Origin of the sequence: Acetomicrobium sp. S15 = DSM 107314, assembly GCF_016125955.1 — a bacterium.
Taxonomy (GTDB): domain Bacteria; phylum Synergistota; class Synergistia; order Synergistales; family Thermosynergistaceae; genus Thermosynergistes; species Thermosynergistes pyruvativorans.
In genome coordinates this window covers 1-354 of sequence record NZ_JADEVE010000404.1, presented here as the reverse complement: position 1 = coordinate 354, position 354 = coordinate 1, and the positions used below count along the sequence as shown (strand labels likewise).

Sequence of the window (354 nt, the reverse complement as noted above, 5' to 3'; positions counted from 1 at the left end):
GGAACCATGACCATATGGATAAACCCTTCCTTTTCCGCCACGTTGCCCAACACCGTGCCTGGCATTGCTATGTCTCCCACCTTGAGTCGCGGCTTAAACGGCCACTTTTTGTCCGTTGCCAGCCTGTTTTTCTTGCTCCCTTTTGTGGACTGGTTTTTTGAGTTGATCGTGGGTGAAACTTACCGTAAGGCGTCAGTGGTATTCCCATTCTTGTTTCTTTCGCTTGCTGTCGCTGGCGCTTCCGCCTTTAACCCGCGGCATCGAACTTCACCTCGTCATATTGTAAATTGCTAAGCATTGGGCAACAGACTCTTGACGCGTTTGCCGATTGTTGGGTTTAGACAACCCTTTTTC

1 protein-coding gene is annotated in these 354 nt (G+C 49.7%); it reads left to right on the top strand.

The window, feature by feature from the left end; translation table 11 throughout:
- On the top strand, positions 1 to 294 hold a 294-nt coding region (locus tag EZM41_RS14030), incomplete at its 5' end, for a hypothetical protein (RefSeq protein ID WP_232619363.1).
- Positions 295 to 354: the final 60 nt, after the last annotated feature.